This window comes from Variovorax boronicumulans, from assembly GCF_040544675.1.
Classification (GTDB): Bacteria; Pseudomonadota; Gammaproteobacteria; order Burkholderiales; family Burkholderiaceae_C; genus Variovorax; species Variovorax boronicumulans_D.
Genome location: NZ_JBEPKK010000007.1, coordinates 34,789 through 49,882 on the forward strand (window position 1 = coordinate 34,789; position 15,094 = coordinate 49,882).

General features: G+C 68.8%; 8 protein-coding genes. 3 read left to right on the forward strand and 5 right to left on the reverse strand.

All coding sequences use genetic code 11. From position 1 onward, the window contains the following. Positions 1 to 131 precede the first annotated feature (131 nt). Positions 132 to 1,778 carry a phosphoethanolamine transferase gene (locus ABIC90_RS14105; RefSeq protein WP_354354833.1) on the forward strand — a complete coding sequence of 549 codons (1,647 nt, stop codon included), beginning with the start codon at positions 132 to 134 and terminating at the stop codon, positions 1,776 to 1,778. Between the two features lie 24 nt (positions 1,779 to 1,802). Here ABIC90_RS14105 and ABIC90_RS14110 read toward each other — a convergent pair whose 3' ends face one another. The 5 genes from ABIC90_RS14110 to ABIC90_RS14130 form a co-directional block, all read right to left on the reverse strand. Then, a complete protein-coding gene (locus ABIC90_RS14110) occupies positions 1,803 to 2,348 on the reverse strand; it encodes a prolyl hydroxylase family protein (protein WP_354354835.1) in 546 nt (181 codons plus the stop codon). A gap of 23 nt (positions 2,349 to 2,371) precedes the next feature. Beyond that, positions 2,372 to 3,328, reverse strand: a complete 957-nt coding sequence (locus ABIC90_RS14115; protein WP_354354837.1) for an alpha-E domain-containing protein — start codon at positions 3,326 to 3,328, stop codon at positions 2,372 to 2,374. A gap of 11 nt (positions 3,329 to 3,339) precedes the next feature. Beyond that, positions 3,340 to 4,842, reverse strand: coding sequence for a circularly permuted type 2 ATP-grasp protein (locus ABIC90_RS14120; RefSeq protein ID WP_354354839.1), 1,503 nt, complete (start codon positions 4,840 to 4,842; stop codon positions 3,340 to 3,342). 98 nt (positions 4,843 to 4,940) lie between these two features. Next, on the reverse strand, positions 4,941 to 5,807 hold the full coding sequence (locus tag ABIC90_RS14125; protein WP_354354841.1) for an oxepin-CoA hydrolase, alternative type: 867 nt from the start codon (positions 5,805 to 5,807) through the stop codon (positions 4,941 to 4,943). 209 nt (positions 5,808 to 6,016) lie between these two features. After that, complete coding sequence (locus ABIC90_RS14130; RefSeq protein ID WP_354354843.1) at positions 6,017 to 8,491, reverse strand: DNA internalization-related competence protein ComEC/Rec2; 2,475 nt, start codon at positions 8,489 to 8,491, stop codon at positions 6,017 to 6,019. A 141-nt stretch (positions 8,492 to 8,632) separates the two neighbouring features. Here ABIC90_RS14130 and ABIC90_RS14135 point away from each other — a divergent pair, with 141 nt between their 5' ends. Both ABIC90_RS14135 and ABIC90_RS14140 read left to right on the forward strand, forming a co-directional pair. Then, positions 8,633 to 12,169, forward strand: coding sequence for a DUF2126 domain-containing protein (locus tag ABIC90_RS14135; protein ID WP_354354845.1), 3,537 nt, complete (start codon positions 8,633 to 8,635; stop codon positions 12,167 to 12,169). Between the two features lie 64 nt (positions 12,170 to 12,233). Further along, positions 12,234 to 15,005 (forward strand): circularly permuted type 2 ATP-grasp protein, encoded by a 2,772-nt coding sequence (locus ABIC90_RS14140; protein ID WP_354354847.1) that lies wholly within the window; start codon positions 12,234 to 12,236, stop codon positions 15,003 to 15,005. Positions 15,006 to 15,094 lie beyond the last annotated feature (89 nt).

Below are 15,094 nucleotides of genomic sequence, written 5' to 3' on the forward strand. Positions count from 1 at the left end.
TTGCGGCGAACTCGCCATGGCCCCCGCGACCGGCGGGCCACTGGACCCCGCTGCAGGCTCCCCGAGGCAGAATGCGCCCGCCCTCGACTCGCCGCCATGCCCGCTTGACCACTCTTCCTTCCGAATCGCCCATGCCACGGGACGCATCCCGCCAGCGCGCCCTGCTGGCCTGCGGCATCGTCGGCGCCACGCTGCTCGCACTGATCGCCCTGGGCCACGACGGCCGGCGCATCGCACAACTCGCGGTGCTCGCCATGCCGATGGTGCTGTGGCTCGCATGGCCACTGCGCAGCCTGCGCATGCGGCGGGCGCGCGCGGTGCTCGTCTGGCTCTGGGTCATGGGTTTTGCACTCGACGGCGTGGTGCGCGCCTACCTGCTCGACACCTACCAGGCCGCGCCCGACGGCGCGATGGTGCTGGGCGCCGCGGCCAATACCAATGCGCGCGAAAGCAGCGAATACCTCTGGATGCACTGGCGCTCCGCCGTCGTCTGGACCGGCATGCTGGCCATCGCCGGTGTGATCGCAGGCGTTTTTGTGCGGCGCGGCGCAACGGCCGATCCCGTCGCCCGGCCGGTGCGCGCGCGCCTTCCGTTCTGGGCCAGATCGCTGGTGCTCGTGCTGCTGCTGATCGCCTGCGTGGCCTATGCGAGCAAGCCGTGGCGCAGGCTCCATCCCGCCGTCTTCTGGGCCGACTGGACGCAGTCTGTGCACACGCAGCGCGCCGCCTGGGGGCAGCAGCAAGAAGTGCGCGACCGCGCGATGGCGCGCGCCAAGGAGATCGCACCGGTGTTCTCGCAAGCCGGCCCGTCGACCGTGGTGCTGGTCATCACCGACAGCATCAACCGCGACAACATGGCGCTCTACGGCTACGGTCGCCCCACCACGCCGCGCCTCTTGGCGCACAAGGCGCAGGCCGGCGACCAGATGGCGGTGCTGCAGAACGCATGGTCGGTGGATGCGAGCACCCTGCCCGCGCTGCGCAACATGTTTCACTTCGGCGCGCCCCAGAACGAGAGCACTGCCAACCCGCCGCACCTGCTGGCGCTGGCGCGCGCGGCGGGCTACAAGGTCTGGTGGATCAGCAACCACGACGACCTGGCCATCGAGCAGCAGCATGCACGCTACGCCGACGTGGTGGACATGGTCAACCGCACACCCGGCCGCGCCAGCGCCTCGCTGGACGGCGAGATCCTCGACTGCGTGCAGGAAGCCTTTGCGGACACGAGCACCGACCGCAAGCTGATCGTGGTCCACCTGATGGGCGCGCATCCGCACTACAGCCTGCGCTTTCCTGCCAATGCCAACCCCTTCGACGACGATGTCGACGCGGTCGAGAACGGCCTGGTGAAGGACGGCCGCTCGGCCTGGGTGCGCCGCTTCCGGCAGGAATACGACGCGGCACTGCTGTATCACGACTTCGTGGTGTCGGAGCTGCTGCAGCAGACCCGCACCACCGGCAAGCCGGATGAGTACCGTGCCTGGATGTACCTGTCGGACCACGGACAGGAGGTGGGCCACGGCAGCAACCGCGCGGGCCACAGCCCCGCGACCGCATCGGGCTACCGCATTCCAGCCGTGGTCTGGCGCAATCACGGGCCGCTGCCCACCGGCGCCGCCGCGCAGCAACCCTTTCGCGCGGACTGGGCAGGCTGGAGCCTGATGGACCTCCTCAAGATCCAGTGGAGCGGGCAGATGCCAGAGCGCAACGTGCTGGGCGACAGCTACCGCTGGGAAGCGCCCAGGATTCCGGTGGCTGTGGAGTCGTTCTCGCGCTAGGGCGACAACTGCCGCGCATGCCGTTCAGGCGGCGCTGCCATACATCACGTCGGAGCGCAGTACGTACTTCGTGCCCTCTTCGATCGCCGACCCTTCATGCCATGTGTCGTGAATGAAGAGCAAGGCCGCGCCGGTTTTTGGCTTGACGCGAAACTCCCGAAAATCGGTGTCGCCGCCCGTTAACCCATCGTTCAGATAGACGAGCAGCGTGAGCCGGCTGGTAAGCCCGTCTTCATGCCAAGGGCCGTCCTTGTGCATCTTGAAGCGCTGACCCGGCGAGTACTTGTAGAAACGCAGGTCCTTCGGCAAACCTTGGGGCGTCTGCCCGTCGATCTCGGGCAGGGCCACATCGCGCAACCGCTGCCAGAGCAGATCGACCCACTGCGGCGACGGCAACATTGCGCGTTCGTTGTTGCGGATGGCCGGCATGGCCTTGGGTCCGTCCGCTGTGCGAACGCCGGCCGAGGCGAAACCTTCGCGCTCGGCCAGTGCGATGAGCTGCTCGCACGCTTCGTGTTCGAGGAACCCCTCGATGGAAAAGGCGCGGGACGAATGGGCGACAAGCCGCATGCGTCCGCCGCCGTCGTTCTCGCTCAGTGCGCAGGCACCAGGAAATCCTGGCTGATGCGCCCGCCCAGTTCGTTCACCCGGTCGAGGAACTGCGTGAGGTAGGCATGCAGCCCCGTCGCCAGGATCTCGTCGACGCGCGCGTACTGCAGGTCGGCCAGGAGCTTGCCGGCGCGGCGCTGGGTTTCGGCGCTCTGTTCGTTCTGCACCTTCGCGAGGTTGGCGACCACCTCGGCCAGGCTGGCATGCAGCGAGCGCGGCATGTCGGCACGAAGAATCAGCAGCTCGGCCACACGCTCGGGCTTGATCACGTCGCGGTACACCTTGCGGTAGACCTCGAAGGCCGAAACGCTGCGCAGGATGGCGCTCCAGTGATAGAAGTCGTACTCCTGGTCTTCCTCGGTGGCGGTGCCGAAGAACTCGCTGTTGAGGGCATGGAACTTCACATCGACCAGCCGCGCGGTGTTGTCGGCGCGTTCGAGGAACGTGCCCAGGCGCGAAAAGTAGAAGGCCTCGTCCTGCAGCATGGTGCCCAGCGTCACGCCGCGCGAGAGGTGCGAGCGGAACTTGACCCATTCGAAGAACTGGCCGGGGTCGCGCTCGAAATCGCCGGCGCGCAGCATGCGGTTGACTTCGAGCCAGGTGGTGTTCTGCGTTTCCCAGGCTTCGGTGGTGAGCGCGCCGCGCACGGCGCGTGCGTTTTCGCGCGCGGCCTTCAGGCACGAGACGATCGACGAGGCGTTGCTCTCGTCCTTGACCATGAACTCCATCACGTCGGTGGGCGTGATCTGCTCGTACTTCTTGTTGTACAGCGGCAGCAGTTCGCTGATGGACAGCACGCCCTGCCAGCCGTACTTGGCCACTTCGGCGGACTGCGGCAGCAGCGAGGTCTGGTAATTGACATCGAGCATGCGCGCGGTGTTTTCGGCGCGCTCGGTGTAGCGGGACATCCAGTAAAGATGGTCGGCGGTGCGGGACAGCATCGTGTGGGCTCCTACGACGACGACGATTGGCTTTGCGACTGCGCGGCCGGCTTGGGCCGGGGCGCACGGTCGGCTTCGAGAATCCAGGTGTCCTTGGTGCCGCCGCCTTGCGAGGAGTTGACCACCAGCGAACCCTCCTTGAGCGCCACGCGCGTGAGGCCGCCGGGCACCATCTGCACTTCGCTGCCCGAGAGCACGAAGGGGCGCAGGTCGATGTGGCGCGGCGCGATGCCGGCGTCCACGAAGGTCGGCGAGGTCGACAGGCTCAGCGTGGGCTGCGCGATGTAGCCGTCGGGCTTGGCGAGCACGGCCTTCTTGAAGTCCTCGATCTCGGCGTGCGTGGCGGCCGGACCGATGAGCATGCCGTAGCCGCCGGCGCCGTGCACTTCCTTGACGACTAGGTCCTTCATGTTGTCGAGCGTGTACTGCAGCTCGTCCTTGTTGCGGCACATGTAGGTGGGCACGTTCTTCAGGATCGGCTTCTCGCCGAGATAGAACTCGATCATCTTGGGCACGTAGGGGTAGATCGACTTGTCGTCGGCCACGCCGGTGCCCACGGCATTGCAGATCACCACGTTGCCCGCTCGGTAGGCTCGCATGAGGCCTGCCGTGCCGAGCGTGGACGTGGGACGGAACACGTCGGGGTCGAGGAAGTCGTCGTCCACGCGGCGGTAGATGACGTCGACGCGCCGGGGGCCGCGCGTGGTGCGCATGTAGACGAAGTCGTCCTTGACGAACAGGTCCTGTCCCTCGACCAGCTCGATGCCCATCTGCTGCGCAAGGAAGGCGTGCTCGAAGTAGGCGCTGTTGTACATGCCGGGCGTGAGCACCACCACCGTGGGCTCGGCCGTGGCCGGCGGCGCGCTGGCGCGCAGGGTTTCCAGCAGCAGGTCGGGGTAGTGGGCGACCGGCGCGATGCGGTTCTGGTTGAAGAGCTCGGGGAAGAGCCGCATCATCATCTTGCGGTTTTCCAGCATGTAGCTCACGCCGCTGGGCACCCGCAGGTTGTCTTCGAGCACGTAGTACTCGCCGTTGCCGTCGGCATCGGGGGCGCGCACGATGTCGATGCCCGAGATGTTGGAGTAGACGTTGTGCGGCACGGTCACGCCCATCATCTCGGGGCGGAACTGCGCGTTGTTCAGGATCTGCTCGGCCGGAATGATGCCGGCCTTGATGATGTCCTGGTCGTGGTAGACGTCATGGAGGAAGCGGTTGAGCGCGGTGACGCGCTGCACCAGCCCCTTTTCCATGCTGTCCCACTCGTGGGCGGGAATGATGCGGGGCAGCAGATCGAACGGGATGAGCCGCTCGGTGCCCGAGCCGTCCTCGTCCTTGGCGCCATACACCGCAAAGGTGATGCCGACGCGGCGGAAGATCATTTCCGCCTCTTCGCGCCGGGATCGCATCACCTCACCGGGTTGCTTGGCAAGCCATTGGTCGTAGCGCTTGTAATGCTGCCGGATCGCAGCCCCCGAATAGGGCAACTGCTCATACATCTCGTCGAATTTGTGCATGGGAACGACCAATCTCCTTCATCCATAGCTTAGCAAGTTCGAGGCCAGTGAAACCCCTTATCTGCGCGCCGGAGACAGGCCGGAAGACTTTTCTGCCGTCAGTGCACGGGGCCGTCGTCGGGCACCCGGCTCTTGCGGGGCGACAGGAACTCCTTGATGCGCTCTCCGCTTTCATCGCCGTAGAGACTGGCAATGAACGACTCGCGTTCGGCATCGAGCTGCTCCCGCCGGCTGCGGCCGCGCGCCGAATACACCAGTTGCTTGATGCGCGCCTGAACCTCGAAGGGGCCGCGGGCGAGTTGCTGCGCCCATGCCAGTGCCGCGGCGCAGGCGCTGCCGTGCGGCACCAGCTTGTTGACCACGCCCCAGTCGTATAGGCGCCCGGCGGTGCACGGCGTGCCGTCGAGCAGCATTTCCAGCGCGGCCTGCGGCGGCAGCGCGCGCACCAGCGAATCGGTGCCGCCGCCGTCCGGGGTGAGCCCGACGTTCACATAGGACATGGCGAACTTCGCGTCTTCGGCCGCGACGATCAGGTCGCAGGCCAGGCACAGCGAGAACCCACCGCCCATGGCCGCGCCCTCGACCGCGGCGATGACGGGCTGCGGCGCCTCCTGGATCGCCATGATCCATTCGTTCAGCGCATCGATGTGCCCCTGCTGCTCGGAGGCCGGGAGCTTGCGCTGCCGGGCCAGCCGCCGCAGGTCACCGCCGCCGCTGAAATGCGCGCCCTCGCCGCACAGCACGATGGCGCGCACGGTGCGAAAGCCCGAGGTGGCGCGCATCGCCTTGGCCGCGGCGCGGTAGACCGACGGGTTGATCGCGTTGCGCGCGGCGGGGTTGCTCAGGGTCAGCACCAGCACCGGGCCCTCGCGGTGCATCTTGAGCCGGGCGCCGGCGGCGGTTGCGGCGCTGGCCGAGCCGGCGGCACTGGCCGCGCCGGTCATGGCGGGGACGCTGGTCGTCACGGCGCCCGGCCTGAAAGCAGGCCCCCGCATGATGTTGCTGCTGCGTGGCGCATGTCGTCCCCTTTTGAGTTGTTGCAGCACCATACAACGCTGCCGGCGTGCTGCGGCATGACGCCGAAGCACGCAACACGGCCAGATTCAACAATTAGTTCACATTTCGGCGAGCCCATCGCGACAAATCGGGGTCTTCAAAGTCCGCGCGAGCCGTCTCAAGACGGGCTCACCGCGGTTTCAGGGACCCGGTGATGCCAGTAGCGGCCGTGCCGTTCCCGTTCGCAGATCACTTTGCCGGGCGTCGCACTGCCCCAGCGCGCGGCACCGCAATGCGTGCTGGCGACCACCCGCACGCCGCGCTCCGCGTAGCGCGCCAACACGTCGGTCGCAGGGTGTCCGAAGCGGTTGCGGTAGCCGGCCTGGACCAGCGCGAAGCGCGGCTGCACCGCGTCCAGAAACCGCGCGCTCGACGACGTCTTGCTGCCGTGGTGCGGTGCCAGCAGCACATCGGCCCGCAAGCGCTCGCCTGCCGTGCGCGCGACCAGCGCGGCCTCCTGCAAGCGCTCGATGTCGCCGGCCAGGAGCGCCGTGGCGCGGCCGTTGCCGATGCGCAGCACGCACGAGACCGCGTTGGGCTTGGTGAAGCTGCTGTAGTCGGTGTCGAACGGGTGCAGCACCTCGAAGCTCACGCCGTCCCAGGTCCAGCGCTGGCCGGCTTCGCAACGCTGCGCTGGACGGAGCGCCTGCAAGGGATGGGTGGCTTCGATGGAACTGAGCAACGCGGCCTGCGGCTGCATCGCCAGCACCGCGGGCGCGCCGCCGGTGTGGTCGATGTCGCGGTGGCTCAGCACCAGCAGGTCCAGCCGCTCGCCCAGCGCGCGCAACAGCGGCACCAGCACGCGGTGGCCGGCGTCGCTCTCCAGGCTGTAGCGCGGGCCCGCGTCGTAGAGCAGGCTGTGCGTGGCGGTGCGCACCAGCACGGCGTTGCCCTGCCCGATGTCGGCGGCGAGCAGTTCGAACTCGCCGGCGGCGGGCCTGGGCATCTGCCACAGCAGCACCGGCAGCAAGAGCGGCACACCGAGCACCCGCACCGACCATGGCAGCCGCATTGCAAACAGCACGCCGCCCGCCACGCCGCAGGCGGCCATCCACCCCGGCGGCGCGGCCATCGACAACGTGGCGAACGGCAGCCCCGCGCACCATTGCAGCAGCACGGCGAGCGCCTGCACGGCCCAGGCGGCAAGGTTCCACAGCGGCGCCGCCAGCGCCCCGAGCATCGCCAGCGGCGTGATCACCAGGGTGACCCATGGAATCGCGACCGCGTTGGCCAGCAGGCCGACCAGCGACACCTGATGGAACAGCAGCAGGCTGAGCGGCGCGAGCGCCAGCGTGATCACCCATTGCTCGCGAAAGAACAGCATCAGCCGGCCGGCGGCGCCCGGCTTCTTGCCGCCCGGCGCGGACGCATCGGTGGCAAAGAGCACGCCGACCGCGACAAAGCTCAGCCAGAAGCCGGCCTGCATCAGCGCCCACGGGTCGATCGCCACCACCACGGACGCAGCGAGCAGCCAGACATGCGGCCACGGCCAACGCCGCCCGGCCAGTCGCAGCAGCGCGACGGTGGCAAGCATCCACACCGTGCGCTGCGACGGCACGCCCCAGCCGCTGAAGAGCGCGTAGAGCGTGGCGAGCAGCACGCCGCCCACCAGCGCCGCCTGCTGCGCCGGCAGCCGCAGCATCAGCCGCCGGCTGCGCCGCCACAGCGCGCCGACCACGTGCGTGGCGAGCCACGCGAACATGGTGATGTGCAGCCCCGAGATCGACATCAGGTGCGCGACGCCGGTGGCGCGGAACACATCCCAGTCGGCGCGGTCGATGGCGCCCTGGTCGCCGGTGACCAGCGCGGCGATCACACCCGCCTGCCGGCGATCGGCCACGCGTTCGAACGCCGCATCGCGCACCGCTTCGCGCGCACGCTCGATCGGGTGCCGCCAGGTGGTGGCGACGTGCGCGGGCGGTGCGTCGCGCGTGCCGGTGCGCACATAGCCGTTGGCATGCACGCCCTGCTCCCAAAGCCACAGCTCGTTGTCGAAGCCATGCGGATTGCGGGTGCCGTGCGGCGCCCTGAGCCGCACCGTAAAGCGCCATCGCTCGCCGGCATGCAGTTCGCCGACGGCGGCGGCAGGCGAGGTGCGCCCCTCGACGGCCCGGCCCCACAGCCCTGTGTTCTCGCCATACCAGGCCAGCGCGATACGGGGCGGCACCGTCGGCGGCGCGCCCTGGCCCGCGCCGTCTTGCGCGCCGGCCCATTGCGCCGACTCCACGTCCAGATGAAACCGCGTCCCGGTCTGGCTGCGCTGCGGCATCTGCGCCACCATGCCGGTCACCCGCAGGTCGCGCCCTTCGAGCGCCGGATCGAGCGCACCGCCCGCATAGACCACCGCGCGCCAGCCCGCGAGCCCCGTTCCGCCCATGGCGCCGCATGCCAACGCCGCGGCCAGAAGCAGCCGCCCAAAGTACCGCCGCCACCACAGCCCCGCAGCCCCTGCGAACAGCAAGCCGGCGTACACACCGGCCGGCCACAGCACCGGCTGCTGCAATTGCAGGGCCGCGCCCAGCAGCGACCCGCTCAACGCCGCAAACGCCCACGACCCGGCCGCGGCCGTGCCCGACACCCGCGACGGCGTCATTTCGCAACCTCGCAACACATGATGCAACCCCTCCCCGAACCCGCGCTCGATGGCGCGTTAATTGCTTGCTATCTCGGCTAGTATGCGTCTCACAAGAGACATCTTTTCGATGCAATCTCGCAGTACTGCACACAAAAACGCATGTCCATTCACGCCGCACTCCACCACGTCACCCACTACAAATACGACCGCCTGGTGCAGTTGGGCCCGCAGGTTGTTCGCCTCCGGCCCGCGCCGCATTGCCGCAGCAACGTCATCTCCTATTCGCTGCGGGTCGAGCCGGCCGAGCACTTCGTCAACTGGATGCAGGACCCCTTCGCCAACTACCAGGCGCGGCTGGTGTTCCCCGAGAAGACGCGCGAATTCAAGGTCACGGTCGACCTCGTGGTCGAGATGGCGGTCTACAACCCCTTCGATTTCTTCCTCGAGCCGCAGGCCGAGAACTTCCCCTTCAAGTACACCGCCTCGCAGGCCGAGGAGCTGGCGCCCTACCTCGTGGCCGAGCCGGTCACGCCGCTGGTGGAGGCCTATCTGGACAAGGTCGACCGCAAGGAGCAGCGCACCATCGACTTCCTGGTCGGCCTCAACCAGCAGGTGCAGAAGGACGTCAACTACCTCATCCGCATGGAGCCCGGCGTGCAGACGCCGGAAGAAACGCTCACCAACGGCAGCGGCTCGTGCCGCGACTCGGGCTGGCTGCTGGCGCAGCTGCTGCGCCACATGGGCCTGGCCGCGCGCTTCGTCTCGGGCTACCTGATCCAGCTCACGCCCGACGTGAAATCGCTCGACGGCCCGAGCGGCACCACGGTCGACTTCACCGACCTGCACGCCTGGTGCGAAGTGTTCCTGCCGGGCGCCGGCTGGATCGGCCTGGACGCCACTTCGGGCCTGATGGCCGGCGAAGGCCACATTCCGCTCGCCTGCACGCCCACGCCCTCGAGCGCCGCGCCCATCGAAGGCGTGATGGACGAAGCCGAGGTCGAGTTCGGCCATGAGATGAAGGTCACGCGCATCTACGAATCGCCGCGCGTCACCAAGCCCTACACCGAAGAGCAGTGGGCCGAAGTTCTGTCGCTGGGCGATGCCGTCGACGCGCGCCTGAAGGCCGGCGACGTGCGTCTCACGATGGGCGGCGAGCCCACCTACGTGGCCACCAGCGACCGCGACGCGCCCGAGTGGAACACCGACGCGCTCGGCCCCACGAAGCGCGGCTACGCCACCGAACTGGTTCACAAGCTGCGCGCCGAATACGGCAACGGCGGCTTCCTGCATTTCGGCCAGGGCAAGTGGTACCCGGGCGAGCAGCTGCCGCGCTGGGCGCTCTCGATCTTCTGGCGCGCCGACGGCCAACCGCTGTGGCAAGACCCCGAACTCTTCGCCGACGAGCGCGTGCCCACGCACTACACGAGCGAAGACGCACGCCGCTTCACCACCGTGCTGGCGCACAAGCTGGGCCTGACCGAGCGCTACATGCAGGCCGGCTACGAAGACGTCTACTACTACCTCTGGCGCGAACGCCGGCTGCCGGTGAATGTCGATCCCTTCGAATCGAAGCTGGACGACGAACTTGAACGCGTGCGCCTGCGCCGCGTGTTCACGCAAAAGCTCGACGCGGTGATCGGCTACATGCTGCCCATCGAACCGGGCAACGCCGACGGCGATGCGCCCGCGCTCGAGGGCCCCGGCTGGAAGACCGGCCCCTGGTTCCTGCGCGACGACCGGCTTTTCCTGATTCCGGGCGATTCGCCGATGGGCTACCGCCTGCCGCTCGATTCGCAGCCATGGGCCAGCAAGGGCGACTATCCCTACCTGATCGAGCGCGACCCCACCGCCCCACGCGGCGTGCTGCCGAGCGCCACCGACTACCGCGCGCGCTACGACGCGGCCTCGTCCGCGCCCGCCGAAGGCCTGGGCGGCGTGCCCTACACCTTCGGCGCACCGCCGGTGGTGCCCGCGGCGCTGCGCATGCAGGACCCCGCAAGCGCGGCAGCTGTTGCAGCCGCCGCAGCGCAGGGACCGGCATCGGCATCTTCAACCCCCGCCCCCGAGGCCGTCGACACCAGCGCCACCCGCCAGCCGCTGCGCGGCGAGTCGGCCCACTGGGTCACGCGCACCGCGCTGTGCGTCGAGGTGCGCGATCCTCGCCGTGCCAACGGCCCCTCGGCCGAGAAGAAAGGCAGCGCCTCGGGCGTGCTGTATGTCTTCATGCCGCCGCTTGCGCGTCTGGAGGACTACCTCGATCTGGTCGCAGCCATCGAAGCCACCGCCAGGCAGCTGGGCGTGAAGATCGTGATGGAGGGCTACCCGCCCCCGCGCGACCCGCGCCTGAAGATGCTGGCCGTCACGCCCGACCCGGGCGTGATCGAAGTCAACATCCACCCGGCCCACAACTGGAAGGAACTGGTCGCGCACACCGAGTTCCTCTACAACGCAGCCTTCGAAACCCGCCTGTCGGCCGAGAAGTTCATGACCGACGGCCGCCACACCGGCACCGGCGGCGGCAACCACTTCGTGATGGGCGGCGCCACGCCGGCCGACAGCCCCTTCCTGCGCCGGCCCGAGCTGCTCGCGAGCCTCCTGCTGTACTGGCACAACCATCCGTCGCTGAGCTACCTGTTCTCTGGCATGTTCATCGGCCCGACCAGCCAGGCGCCGCGCGTGGACGAAGCGCGCAACGACCAGGTCTACGAGCTCGAAATCGCGCTGAAGGAAATCGCGAAGAACCGCGAGATCTACGGCGCCAACATGCCCGCATGGCTGGTGGACCGCACGCTGCGCAACATCCTGATCGACGTGTCGGGCAACACGCACCGCAGCGAGTTCTGCATAGACAAGCTCTATTCGCCCGATTCGAGCACCGGCCGCCTGGGCCTGCTGGAGCTGCGCGCCTTCGAAATGCCGCCCCATGCGCGCATGAGCATCGCGCAGCAATTGCTGATCCGCGCGCTGGTCGCCCGCTTCTGGGACGAGCCCTACAAGGCGCCCGTCACCCGCTGGGGCACCGAGCTGCACGACCGCTTCCTGCTGCCGACCTTCGTGAAGATGGACTTCGACGACGTCATCAGCGAGATGCGCCAGGCCGGCTTTGCCTTCGATCCCGACTGGTTCGCGCCGCACTTCGAGTTCCGCTTCCCGCTGGTGGGACAGATGCAGGCCATGGGCGTGGAGCTCTCGCTGCGCAATGCGCTGGAGCCCTGGCATGTGATGGGCGAAGAAGGTTCGGCCGGCGGCACGGTGCGCTATGTCGATTCGTCGCTGGAACGCATCGAGGTGCGCGTCACCGGCCTCAACGAAAGCCGCCACGTCGTCACCGTCAACGGCAAGGTGCTGCCGCTGCAACCCACCGGCGTGACCGGCGAGTTCGTGGCCGGCGTTCGCTACAAGGCCTGGAACCCGCCTTCGGCGCTGCACCCGAGCATTCCGGCCCACGCACCGCTGACTTTCGACCTGGTCGACACCTGGATGAAGCGTTCGCTGGGCGGCTGCCAGTACTTCGTGGCCCACCCGGGCGGACGCAACTACGACAGCTTCCCGGTCAACGCCTACGAAGCCGAAAGCCGCCGCCATTCGCGCTTCACGCGCATGGGCCACACGCCCGGCCTGCTGCGCACGCCGCCGGCCACCATCGAGATTCCGGGCAGCCGCGAATTCCCGTTCACGCTGGACCTGCGCCGATAAGGGGATGTTCAAGCACACCGCCCCAACGGCTGCGCCGTGACGGGGGTGTGACAATCCCCCTCCTGTGGAACCATTGAACGAATCCCTGTTCGACGCCCAGGCACTGGAATTTCCAGCGGCCCTGGCGTCGGCGCTCGCACCGGCTGCACTGCCCGGCCACTTCGACGAGTTGCGCGGCCAGGCGACCGCGGCGGCGCCCTCGGCCCTTGCAAAGCCCGGCGCCGGCGCTGCGGTGCCGGCCTCTGCGCCGGCCCCGCTGCTGTATGACGCGATGGCGGAGCGGCCGCCGGCTGCGCTCTCTCAGTCGCAATCTCAATCCCAGTCTTCCCAGACGCAGTCGCAGTCGCAATCCCAGCCGCAGATCTCGCCCGGCGACACACCGCCGCTCACCCCTGCCTGGAACGCCTTCTTCGACCAGCTCGGCCCCGGGGGCTTCAACGACCTGCCACGCCGCGCCGTCAGCCTCGACCGCCAGATCCGCGACAACGGCGTCACCTACAACGTCTATGCCGACGCCGACGGCCCGCAGCGCCCCTGGTCGCTGGACCTGTTTCCGCTGATCGTCTCGCCCGAGAGCTGGAGCCAGATCGAGGCCGGCGTGCTGCAGCGCGTGCGCGTGCTCGACCGCGTGATGGCCGACGTCTACGGCCCGCAGCAACTGCTGAGCGAAGGCCTGCTGCCGCCGGCACTGGTGCGCGGCCATCCGGGCTACCTGCGCGCCATGCACGGCGTGAAGCCGCCCGGCGACACCTGGCTGCACATCGCGGCCTTCGACCTCGCGCGCGGCCCCGACGGCAACTGGTGGGTGGTGTCGCAGCGCACCCAGGCGCCCTCGGGCCTGGGCTACCTGCTGGAGAACCGGCTGGCCGTGACGCGGCAATTTCCTCAGGCCTTCGAGGCACTGCATGTGCAGCGCCTGGCCGCCACCTACAGCGCCATGATGGAGGGTCTGCAAGGCATGTGCCCGGCTGGCGTTCCGCCCCATATCGCGCTGCTCACGCCGGGTCCGTACAACGAAACCTACTTCGAGCACGCCTACCTCGCGCGTTACCTGGGCGTGACGCTGGTCGAGGGCAGCGACCTCACCGTGCGCGACCAGCGGCTCTACCTGAAGACGCTGCAGGGCCTGCGCCCGGTGCACGGCCTCATCAAGCGGCTGGACGACCAGTTTCTCGATCCGCTGGAGCTGCGCCCCGATTCCACGCTGGGCGTGCCAGGACTGCTGCAGGCCATTCGCGCCGGCAACGTGCTGGTGGCGAACATGCCGGGTTCGGCGTTTCTCGAATCACCCGCGCTGCTGGGCTTTTTGCCGGGACTAGCGCGCCGGCTGATCGGCGAGAAGCTCAAGCTGCCGGCGTTGCCCACCTGGTGGTGCGGCGAGCGGGCCGCGCTCGAAGCGGTGCTGCCGCAGTTGGGCGACTGCGCTATCAAGCCCACCTACCCCGGCTCCGACGGCCAGACCAGTTTCGACGCGGTGCTGGGCAGCCAGCTCGGCCGGCGCGAGCTCGACGAATGGGCCGGCCGCATCGTGCGCGAGGGCGACGCCCACACCGTGCAAAGCTACCTGCCGCTGTCGCAGATGCCCACGTGGGCGAGCGACCTTGGCCCCGGCCACATCGCGCCGCGCGCGGTGCTCCTGCGCGTGTTCGCGGTGAGCGACGGCGCGCAGTCGTGGCGGGTGCTGCCCGGCGGTCTCGCACGGCTCGCCGGTGCCAATGCGCAGATCGCCTCGATGCAGCGCGGCGGCAGCAGTGCCGACGTATGGGTGCAGACGCACGGCGAGGTCGATCGCACCACGCTGCTGCAGCCGCATGCCACGCCGGCCTCGCTCGCGCGCCACCGCGCGCCGGTCACCAGCCGCGCCGCGGAAAACATGTTCTGGCTCGGCCGCTATACCGAGCGCGCCGAGAACGCGGTGCGCCTGGCGCGCCTCACGCTCAACCTGCTGGGCGGCGAAGACCAGTCGTCGCTCGCGCTGCTCGAATGGCTGCACCGCATGGCCGTGCGCAATGCGCTGGTACCGGCCGAGGCGCCCAGCGCGCCCAAGTCGCGCCGCGTGTTCGAACGCGCGCTGGTGGCCGAACTGGGCGATGTCGACAAGGGCGGCAGCGTCGGCTACAGCATGCGCTGCATCCGCCAGGCCGCCGCCGCCGTGCGCGAGCGGCTCTCGCAGGACAACTGGAACCAGATCGTGCGGGCCGAGGCCGACTTCCTGCGCCGTGCCGCCGAGCAGGCGGGCGAAGGCAGCTTTGCCGCCAGCGCCGCCTTGCGCGCACTCGAATCGGCCAGCACCGCGCTGGCCGCGATGACCGGCGCGCAGACCGACCGCATGACGCGCGACGACGCCTGGCGCCTGCTGTCCATCGGCCGGCACATCGAGCGCCTGGGCTTCCTGTCGAACGCGCTGGGCGCGGGCTTCGACAACGGCGCGGTGCACGAGGTCAGCGGCTTCGAGGCGATGGTGGCGCTGTTCGACAGCACCATCACCTTTCATGCGCGCTACCAGCAGCGCCGCGATGTCGCGACGATGGTCGACCTGCTGGTGCTCGATGCCGAGAACCCGCGCTCGCTCGCCTGGGTCACGCAGACGCTGCGTGGGCGCATCGCGCGCCTGGCCGGCAGCGCGCCCGGCAAGCTCACCGCGCTGTCTTACGAGCTGCCCGACCCGGCCAGCTGGACGCTGGAGCACCTGTGCGCCGCCGGGCCGGACGCCAACTATCCCGCGCTGATCGAGCTGCTCGCCAACTGCGAGACGGCGGCCTACCATGTGTCGGACGCCATCGGCACGCGCTACTTCACGCTCACATCCGAATCGCTGCGCTCCGTCGGCGCGTGACTTTGGCTCTCCCCCATGCTTCGCGCACTTCGTGTCGCTTCGCACTCCCCCTCGCCGGGGGCAATGCCTGCAGCCCGGCAAAGCCGGTT

Excerpts from the sequence above, each read along its gene's own strand:
- ABIC90_RS14105 (WP_354354833.1), top strand. The coding sequence starts at position 132 with ATGCCACGGGACGCATCCCGCCAGCGCGCCCTGCTGGCCTGCGGCATC.
- ABIC90_RS14110 (WP_354354835.1), bottom strand. The coding sequence starts at position 2,348 with ATGCGGCTTGTCGCCCATTCGTCCCGCGCCTTTTCCATCGAGGGGTTC.
- ABIC90_RS14115 (WP_354354837.1), bottom strand. The coding sequence starts at position 3,328 with ATGCTGTCCCGCACCGCCGACCATCTTTACTGGATGTCCCGCTACACC.
- ABIC90_RS14120 (WP_354354839.1), bottom strand. The coding sequence starts at position 4,842 with ATGCACAAATTCGACGAGATGTATGAGCAGTTGCCCTATTCGGGGGCT.
- ABIC90_RS14130 (WP_354354843.1), bottom strand. The coding sequence starts at position 8,491 with ATGACGCCGTCGCGGGTGTCGGGCACGGCCGCGGCCGGGTCGTGGGCG.
- ABIC90_RS14135 (WP_354354845.1), top strand. The coding sequence starts at position 8,633 with ATGTCCATTCACGCCGCACTCCACCACGTCACCCACTACAAATACGAC.